This window comes from Pricia sp., from assembly GCF_041745955.1.
Classification (GTDB): Bacteria; Bacteroidota; Bacteroidia; order Flavobacteriales; family Flavobacteriaceae; genus Pricia.
Genome location: NZ_JBGTHY010000089.1, coordinates 18,535 through 28,264, shown reverse-complemented (window position 1 = coordinate 28,264; position 9,730 = coordinate 18,535). Strand labels below are relative to the sequence as shown.

General features: G+C 43.7%; 7 protein-coding genes. All 7 read right to left on the bottom strand.

Translation table 11 applies throughout. The annotated features are described in order from the left end of the window. Nucleotides 1–419 precede the first annotated feature (419 nt). Nucleotides 420–569 (bottom strand): hypothetical protein, encoded by a 150-nt coding sequence (locus ACEW8S_RS03060; protein ID WP_373516717.1) that lies wholly within the window; start codon nt 567–569, stop codon nt 420–422. Nucleotides 570–572: 3 nt separating this feature from the next. Beyond that, on the bottom strand, nt 573–1,211 hold the full coding sequence (locus ACEW8S_RS03055; RefSeq protein WP_373516716.1) for a sulfatase-like hydrolase/transferase: 639 nt from the start codon (nt 1,209–1,211) through the stop codon (nt 573–575). A gap of 6 nt (nt 1,212–1,217) precedes the next feature. After that, nucleotides 1,218–2,693, bottom strand: coding sequence for a sulfatase (locus ACEW8S_RS03050; RefSeq protein ID WP_373516715.1), 1,476 nt, complete (start codon nt 2,691–2,693; stop codon nt 1,218–1,220). Between the two features lie 115 nt (nt 2,694–2,808). Then, nucleotides 2,809–4,632 (bottom strand): hypothetical protein, encoded by a 1,824-nt coding sequence (locus tag ACEW8S_RS03045; protein ID WP_373516714.1) that lies wholly within the window; start codon nt 4,630–4,632, stop codon nt 2,809–2,811. Next, nucleotides 4,629–6,722, bottom strand: a complete 2,094-nt coding sequence (locus ACEW8S_RS03040) for a hypothetical protein (RefSeq protein ID WP_373516713.1) — start codon at nt 6,720–6,722, stop codon at nt 4,629–4,631. Before ACEW8S_RS03040 ends, ACEW8S_RS03045 begins: the two co-directional genes overlap by 4 nt. A 9-nt stretch (nt 6,723–6,731) precedes the next feature. Continuing rightward, nucleotides 6,732–8,264, bottom strand: coding sequence for a sulfatase (locus tag ACEW8S_RS03035; protein WP_373516712.1), 1,533 nt, complete (start codon nt 8,262–8,264; stop codon nt 6,732–6,734). Next, nucleotides 8,261–9,727: a sulfatase gene (locus ACEW8S_RS03030; protein WP_373516711.1), complete on the bottom strand. Its 1,467-nt coding sequence runs from the start codon at nt 9,725–9,727 to the stop codon at nt 8,261–8,263. The genes ACEW8S_RS03035 and ACEW8S_RS03030 overlap by 4 nt, the downstream gene beginning before the upstream one ends. Nucleotides 9,728–9,730 lie beyond the last annotated feature (3 nt).

The window sequence follows — 9,730 nt, the reverse complement described above, 5'->3', positions numbered from 1 at the left end:
AACGTAATAACAATTTATATGAGACCATATAAATACAGTTTGTGAGTACAAATTTTTTGTTTCTTAAAGCATAAAGACAAATATTGCCCTTTCAATAGATGCAAGACGAAAAAGAAAAGATGGAACCTGTCCCATCATTTTTCGATTAGGCCGCCACCGCAAAACAATTGCCATTCCAACAGGGTTATCAATTCCATCTGGCTGCTGAAATAAAACGAAGCGCGAAGTTAATAAAAATTTTGAAGGAATTTCATCGGTTTCTCGGCTTAATAATCTACTCCACAATTTTCACTTCTGACTTTCTGGGGAAACCCTATGTAAAATGCTAGGTCACAGTAAACTACAAACTACCGAAATCTATATTAAAAACCTGCCTACCCAGATTTTGGATGAGTATCAGGAGAGTTTGGAAATTTAATTCACCTTGAAAATCCACCTGCTTTGTAGGTGGTCATGTTCTGACGGCTATGCCTGTACTGCGGACTCATAGGCTTTAATCGTTCTGTTAACTTTTGGTTCAAGTCTTTTTGAAGGGATGCATCTTCGGTCTTGGCCACAAAATTGTCCATTTGTTAGGGGTCTTTAATATTGTCAAACAGCAACCAAGGGCCTTCCAAATCGCGAGCGTAGGTGTGCTGTTCGGTCTGTTCGAAAGTATCGTAGCCGTCCCAAATTTTTCTGGTGGGGTCATCATTGTCATAATAGACCGATTCGTTGTAGTCATGGGTACATTCGTTGCCCATCCAAAACTCAAAGCCTTGTCTTCTTTTTTCGGGAGCTACATTCTGTAACCTGCCATGTCCGTCTAAATGCCATTTGCCGATATAGCCGGTATCATAACCCTCCTTGGCAAAGACCTTCGCCATGGTCAGGGCATTGGTATCCAATTGTACGTCGTTCATAAATATGCCATGGGTAAGTGGTCTTTGACCCGTTAATAGGGAAGCCCTGAACGGCGAACAGACCGGCATACCCGAAACCGCGTTTTTGAAGTTGACACTCATTGCGGCCAAGCTATCCAGATGGGGCGTTTGTACATTGGGATCTGCGGCATAACCCGTGGCCTGTGCACGCCATTGGTCGGTAAGCAAAATCAACACGTTGGGCGGAGTTTTTTTTACTACCTCCGCACCCTTTTCTTTTTTGGGATTACAGCCTATAACCAAATTAAGTATACCGACTAATACCAACAGTAGTTTAAATCGTTTCATCTTGTTTTATCTTTTTATTTGTCTTGTTCTGATCTCCAAGGGATCATCCGCCAAATCGCCGGATGCTTTTCTCCATTTCCCAAGCGCATTTTTTAGTTCAATTTGCTTTTGGGCATATTTTTCTTCTCCCGCTAGATTGACCAGTTGTCCTGGATCGTTTTCGATATCATATAGTTCTTCGAATGGCCGACCGGATTCCAATTGTTTTAAAAGTTTGTATTGAACAGGATGTGTTTCTTTGGCATCCAACGTTGCCTTATAGCTGCGATTGCCCCAGCCTTTTTCTACCATCAGATCTGCCGGAAGCTCATAGCTTTTTTCATGCATCAAATTCTGGATATAATAGAACCGTCCGTCGAAAATAATCCTGCTCGGATAGTGCTCTGCGCGTATCGGACCGTGCGAATTATGTTCCCCGAATACATAATTCCTACCTGACACTTTATCCGCGTTACCCGAAAAGATAGGTTTTAGAGATTTCCCCTGTACGGTTTCGGGAATATCGATTTTCAGATAATCCAAAATGGTGGGCATAATATCGATGTGGGAGATCAATGCCTTTGAAATTTTATCCTTTTCAACACCGGGCCCACTGGCGATATAGGGCACGTGCAAGCCTGCATAGTAGGGCGATGCCTTTGCCCTGTGATACGGCTCGCCTTGATCACCGGTAAAGATAATCAAGGTATTTTCCAACAATCCCTTTTCTTTAAGGACTTCTATAATGCTTCCCGCACAGGCATCGGCTAACTGTACCGATCCATAATATTTTACCAGATCTTCTCGCATTTTAGGTGTATCGGCCAAATATTGAGGAACCTCTATACTGTCTTTATGAGGTAGGAATTCGGGAAACTGTTCCATGTGCTTATCCAGATTGCGATGGGGCGGGGCAATATTGGCCTGAAAAAAGAAGGGCTTGTCTCCTGCATCCTCAATAAATCCTGAAATGACCTTCTTGAATTCCTCGGGATCATTTTGAACGGCATTTCGTTCGCTATATGGAAACTTCCAGGGCGGACTCATATGAAACTTTTGGGTAATGGCTGTAAAGTAACCGTTTTCTTGAAGTAACTCGGGCAAGGTTCGAATATATTCATGAATCCCTACTTTATCTATAGTGGAAGATTCTCGCGTAAATTCCTTATCGCCATCGGATAATTTTGGGGTAATCGTATTCCGCCAGTGTCCATTGGCGTGGGGAAACATTCCGGTCATTATCGAGCTTCTACTTGGCGAGCAAGAAGGCACCACGGCGAAGGCATTGGTGAACAATACGCCATTTTTGGCCAATTGGTCGGCATGGGGCGTAGCAATACCTTTGGTGCCTAACGCAGATAAATGCGCACCTTGGTCATCGGTCAAAATTAGGACAACGTTCAATGGTTTTTGAGCCTCGGTTTTTTCTATACCATTTTCCTTATATGATAAGTTGGTAAAAACAAAAAGGCTTACTAGCACTATGAAAAATCTATTCTTCATTTGTTAAGGTATATAGAAGACTTTTACTACTTCTAGTGAAGGACTGTGATTTGAATTCATTTATATTAAAGATGTCATGTGCCTCCACTACTTTTTACAAATCGTATTAATAGTATTATTTTGATCGGTCAAGCATTTTATAGCGATAGGTAAAACGGGCATTTGGGGCTACATCACCTTGGTCGTAAAATTTCATGATATCACCTCTGGGCTTGACATTGTCCGCCCATTTAAAGTCAAGATATTCCGTATGGGTTTTCAACTGGGATTTAGGGATGGCCAATTCAAGTTGATTGTCCGATATTCTAAACGCAACTTCCATTTTTCGCTGCCAGCGCCATCCTCCTTTCGATTGATATAATACGCCTTTTCCTTCTTCAGATTTAACCATATACCCATAGCCTTTCCAAGAACGGTCCTCGTCTATGCCATTTTTAATGAAAAGGGACAATCCTTCTGGATAAAGGTCATTTTTGAAATTTTGGTCCATCTTAATATGGAAATAGAAATTCTTATCATCTTCCGTGGTACGGGCCTCTATAAAATCATTTCTACCCGAGGTGTTTTCATAGGATGTAATTCGTCCCCATCCAGGATGTAATCGGTGTTGGATATCGCCCTTATGGTCATAATAGACGCTTTTTACGTCTTTCCAATCCGAAAATCTCCCATCAATTGCAATGGAATGCATGTTGACGTCTACGATTGTAGGTCTACTCCCTTTATATTTTCTGATATTGCCCACCATCTGGTAATAATAGTTATCGTTGAATCCTCCTTTCATAGGTTCTATATCTCTACTGAATTCGGCATTATATTGGTCTACAAAATAGGTGTCGCCCTCTTCTACGGGCTCCCCCATCATATTCTTGGCCTTGCCGTCATTGAAGCGCATGGCCACCCACTCGTTCCAGCCGGTAATAAAAACAAATTCGGGGTCTACCTCCAATGCGCGTTTCCATTGTTCGGCAAAAAACAGGCCTTTTCCCGGTTGTATATTGTCCGGAGGGGGTTGCCTGCCATTATGGAAACTGCGCCCAATATTGGAAATCGGATGCTGCCCAGTTGATACTACAATTTGCTCGGGTAGATCGGGGGATTCATGCCATCCATAGTTTTGTGGGTAATGATCGATCCACGGCCACTTATCCTTGCCGTCGCCAAACCATTCTTGCCCATCGGTCCATGCCCAAGAGCGTCTAAAATTGAAAAATTCCGTTATTTCCGCGTTCAAATCGTCTTTGTTTCCCATTAAAAGGGGTTTGCCTTTCCAGTAAAACCATAGATTTGGATACTTGTTTTTTTTGTAAAAACCCTCATATATCTTTTCCGTGGTCTCTACATGTTTGGTATTGGTCAAGAAAGCAATTTTAGGTACCGCCCAACCCAATTTTTCCAAGCTCGAAAAAACCCTGCAAATAGTATCTATTTGAGGCAGATAGGCCAAAGCGTTGGTAACATCAAAAACAATAACATCTATCCCGGCATCGGACAGCAACTGGGCGTGTTTCATTATGACCCATTCGTCATTGCTTAGGTAATAACCAAGGTAAGGCTCTCCCCAATGATGGAAAGCCAGCTCAGGACCATATTTTGGGTTAAGGGGATTGGCCGCTAAAATTTTGGTTATGTCATAAGGACTAACTGTGTCCGAATCGGTTTTGGGATGTACGCCTTCGTTTGGCAAAGCTTTGGTGTGCTGGTCATGACCATGTGCGCCCAGCCAAGTAAAATAAAATATACCGGTATATCTGTTCTTTTTGAGTCCGCCGGTTTCATCATTCAAGGGCAGTGTTCTTTGGAAATCGTCGGTTGCGCCCCAAGTATCGGCAAATTGTTTTGAAACCAGTTGTGGGGAACTTTCTTGGGCATATAGACCCATGCACATAAAAGTGACCGCAGTTGTTCCAAATCTCAATTTTTTCTGTAGTATTTTCATTTCATTTCCGCTTTTCTATCCAGAATATAGTAAATGTTTTCGGCTATTGGCGCCGGCATGATCATCATACCCCCGTAATTGCCACTTACACTGTTGTGGGTATCGGGCAATGCATAATCGTATTCCCCTTTAAGATAGCGTTCATATTGTTCTGGCAGGTTGTGAGGAAGCCAATTTTTGTCAATGGTCTGAGCGGCCATCCAACGGATTGCCGCATTGGTAATGCCCTCCTGAAAGCGCAGCCAATCTATTTCCGGGTCTATCTCGTCCCATTTTAGATTGTACTGGGCCACATCAGCAAACACGGAAAGCACCTCCCATTGCACATGGTCACGTACCCAATTGGCAAAATACCAATCGCTTGAGCTGAGTACGGGTTTGGTATCATATAACATCGGCAGATCATCAGGTTCCCATAGGTGGGTAAATGCAAGAATGGTACGCATCCAGTAAATTGCTTTCAGCCTGTACTTTTCCTCGTTAAATTGTTCGTAGGCCAGATAATTTCCAACAGCGGCATGGCCCGCTGCCAATAAGTTTGCGGCATGTAACGGGGTTTCCCAAAAATCTCCGGCTTCCGGCCTTTGCATGTCCAGACAAAAGTCAAATGCTTTTCTAGCGGCATCCAAAAAACGCTGGTCGTTGGTTTGTTTGCCTATGTTCAAAAGCCTGATGGCGGGCCTGATCGTGATATCCAAGGCGGTTTCTCCCCGTAATCCCATCGGCTCTATGAACGAAGTCGCTACCTTAAAGTCATCTTTTTCAATATCATCGGGATTAAAAACGAAAGATCCGTCCGGTTTTTGTTCTTTTAACCATTTTTCCCCTTCTTTGATCAAGGCGTTGTTGTCTTTGGATACATTGCCCATTTCTTGAGTTGACCAAGCGACTTTTTTTTGCAGTTCCTTGGCCACGGTACTTCTTCTATTTTCGGCGATATAACGTTTTAGAAAATCGGGTACGTTGGGCTTGATCGTATGTTCCGGCCTTTGAATGATACCGAAACCCTTACCCTTATGCCAAAAATCGGTATTGTAGGCGTTGGCGATACGGTCAAGGGTTTCTTTATAGGGCCATCTCGGTTTCGATGGTTCGGGAAGCCCCTTCCGCTTTACCCAATCGGTCAGTACTTCAACGCTATTTCCTTTGCTCAACCATAATTCCGCATCGAAATTGATAGTTTGATCAATTTTCAATTCTAAAGGAATTTTTGCGGTAACCTCATTTTCATGGCCTTCAATCGTAGCATCGGGAACCATCAAACCCATTAAATGATTGTTTTTACGATCCACAAAATTCGGCGATGCGAAAACGGGCTGAGGCTTGTGGTCTCTATAATTGAACCATCGTGATGCGGTTTGCTTGGGATCATAGGAAAGCCCGATACCATAACCCTCATGACTTATGGCCATTGCCGGAACAGACACCTTGTTCGGGTGCGGTGCTACCCGCAAAGCCCAAGGGTCCTTAAAAAAATCGGTTCCGCTGGTCCATTCATCATCTATGGCCCAATCGACACCTGGAAGTATAGCGTCCGTTTTTTCCGTCTTAAAGGAATCTTCGCCTACTTTCAGCCATGGCCCTCGAACATATTCGGCGTTATAGTTTCCGGTAGCCTTTAAACGGTATGTTAATTTTATAAATTGTGAATCGTCATTCATACTAAAAGTAACGGTTCCTTTTATAGCCGGTTCGGAAAACGGATAGGCCATCCAATTCTCGAAGGAAGTGCCTTTAAGAACCTCCCTGACTACTACAGATGCTACTTTAAAAGTTAGTTCTTCACCTTCATCCGTCTTTTGTTTGCTGTAAGATTCTGCCACAAAGCGTACGGGAATGTCTTGGTCTTGCAACTTTATCTCGCCCAAGTGTTCCAATACCGCCATCATTTTACCAGAAGGCGTATACACTTCTCCCCAACCCCAACCTTTGATTCTTTTATGAAAATTCAGTTTTATAAATTTATTGCCAATGGAAACCGATTCCCCGGAATAACTGGTGCGTTTAAAGTTCGGTCCATTTTGGGCATTATTGGTTATCGGCAATACCGCCAAGACCATTAAAATAAAAAACCCCTTAATTGCCTTCATTCTACTTTTTTAATAGCTTGGATACTTATCGATTGGGAAATCATGGGTCTTGCCCAAAAGACTCTCGACCTTAGGGTCGTAGTTTGGATTTTTGATAGGTAATAATCCTCCTATTTCTGTAACATGGTCTTCCACCATTTTGGAAAGCTCTGTTACTAATTCGGGATGCTCTGAACTGATATCCGTTGTCTCTCCGATATCTGCTTTCAAATCATAAAGTTTAAAGGCATCTGAGCGATTCTCCCCTTCCCCGTATTCTTTTATCAATTTGTAATCGTTATACCAAACCGCCGTTGAGGGCACATTGTGGGTTACAGGCATATAGTGTGGAAAATGGCTATATATCGCCTCGCGCTCCAAAGGTTTATCCTTTTTAAGGACCTCAACAAGGCTAACGCCATCCAACAATTGATCGGGATTAGCTTTGGTTTCAGTTACTTCTAAAAATGTGGGATAAAAATCCATACTTTGGATGATCTCATCAGAAACAGTGTTTGGTTCGATTTGGCCGTTCCAGGCTACAATACACGGAACCCGAATACCTCCTTCATGAATATTTCCCTTGCCAAAACTTAACGGATAATTGTTGGTCGGGAATTCTCCGTTAACCACATCGTACATGTTTCCTCCATTGTCCGAAAAGAAAACGATGAGGGTATTGTCCATGAGTTGAAGTTCTTCAAGTTTGTCGAGCATCCTTCCCAAACTTTTATCCATACTTTCAATCATTCCGCCCATAATGGCATTGTTCTGATTACCGCGCGGGTCGGTCTTTTGTTCGTATTTGGTTATTAAGTTTAAAGGTGCTTGATAAGGCGCATGAACGGCAAATTGCCAAAAATTTAGAAAAAAAGGTTTTTCTTGATGGTTTTCCAGAAATGTTAAAGCTTCGTCGGTAATGCGATCTGTGATGTATTCTTTATCCTTTTTATCAGGTAGCGTGCTGATATTATAAGGTGAAAAGTAACTTGGTGGTCCGGGATGGTGCCCGCCACCAATATTGATATCAAAACCTTGTTTTTTTGGCCAATATGCTTCATGGCCCAAATGCCACTTTCCGATATGGGCCGTGGTATAACCATTCGTTTTTAATGCTTCCGCTATGGTGAATTCCTCTAAGGGCATAAACGTCCGTGAACCGGGACAGGCCATTTTCATCCAAGGGGCACCTTTTTCCGCGGCCAACGAAACATCCGGGTTTGGAGGCAAATGTCCCGCGGGGGTAGTCAGTGAAAAACGCCCCGGATGCTTGCCCGATAGAATGCTTGCCCGCGTTGGCGAACAAAGTGCATTTGCCGCATAGGCACGGGTAAAACGCTTTCCCATTTTTGCCAAACGGGTTATGTTCGGTGTCTCATAATATTCACTGCCATAGACTTCGGAATCCATCCAACCCATATCATCGACCATGAAGAAAATGATATTCGGCTTTTCGTGTCCTTTTACAATTTCCGGTTTTGCCTCTTTTTCTTTACAGGATTGATTAAATATAATCCCAAAAAAAAGAAAGATGAACAAGCTGATTTTTACGCTTTTCTTCATTTTTTATTATTTTGTCGTTGCTGCTCCGATGCTTCATACGATAAATGACCTGTAGACCCCGCGCCTAAAATCTCATATCGCTGCTCGGGTACTTGTGCGCGATGCCGGTCGATGGTCTCGGCATATTTTGGTTCGTTGATGACATTGTACCATTCATGGGGATCGTTGCCATGGTCATAGAATTCCTCGGAACCATCGTTGTACTGAATAAAACGATAGCCATCGGATACAATGGCATAATTGCCGGGGCCAAAACTTGTTCTGGCAAAATGGGGCCATTCGGCTTCGGTATTTTTTAACAAAGGCACTAGCGAATTGCCTTCATGCTTTGGATCAGGTTCGAGATCGCTCAGTTCTAGCAAGGTGGGATAGATATCCAACAGTTGAACGGGCTTGGTGCATACTTTTCCTTTGGGGATGCCCGGTCCCATGATGATCAACGGCACTCTCGCACCATCTTCCCACAGGCTGCGCTTTGCAAAACGTTCTTTTTCCCCGAGATGAAAGCCATGGTCGCTGAAAAGCACCACATAGGTGTTCTCCCCATAATCGCCATTGTCCAAGGCGGTAAGTACCCGGCCTACTTGTTCGTCCACAAAACTGACACAGGCCAAATAGGACTGTACCAAAGGTTTCCAAGCATCGTTTTCCGTTACCCATTCATACGTCGGCGATACGTGTTTCAAACGGGTAATATCAATACCATAGGAAGAAATATCGTTCAGGTCATCTTGAACGGTCTTGGGCAATTGAAGCGATTCCAAAGGATATATGTCGAACCATTTTTGAGGCGCATATTGGGGTACATGCGGGCGATAGAATCCCACGCCCATCCAGAAGGGCCGGTCCTGTTTTTCGGACAACCGCTCTTCGGCCCAGCTTGCGATTTGATAATCGGGCATCTGATCATCACGCTCCGGAAACACGCCCCAGTCCCAAAGCGGATGCCCAGGATAATCGCTGATCTTTTTTTCGGGCATGGGACCGAAACCTCCAAATTGCCCGGCGTAATTGGGAATATGGGTTTCGTTAAGCCCTTGGGCATTATGGAACAGCTTGCCCCCACCGAATACATGATATCCCTCTTTTTCGAACCGTTTTGGCATTACGATACTTTTGTTCGCCACCGGGGATTCGGTGATATCAGGATTCAAAAAATAAATTCCGGAAGTGCTCGGATACAATGAAGTCATTATGCTCGCACGCGATGGATTGCAAACGGGAGCCTGACACTGTGCGTTGCTAAAAAGAACGCCCCGCTGCGCCATTCGATCCATATTAGGGGTCTTGGCCTGCGGATGCCCGCCCAAAACCCCGATCCAATCGTTAAGATCGTCCACTGCGATCAGCAATACGTTCGGCTTTTCGGATACTTTAGGGGTTTCTGTCTTTTTATTGGAAGTACAGGCCCCTAGCATACACAAAAGTGCAACCGCCGTAATAAATGTTGGTTTATTTCCCATAAT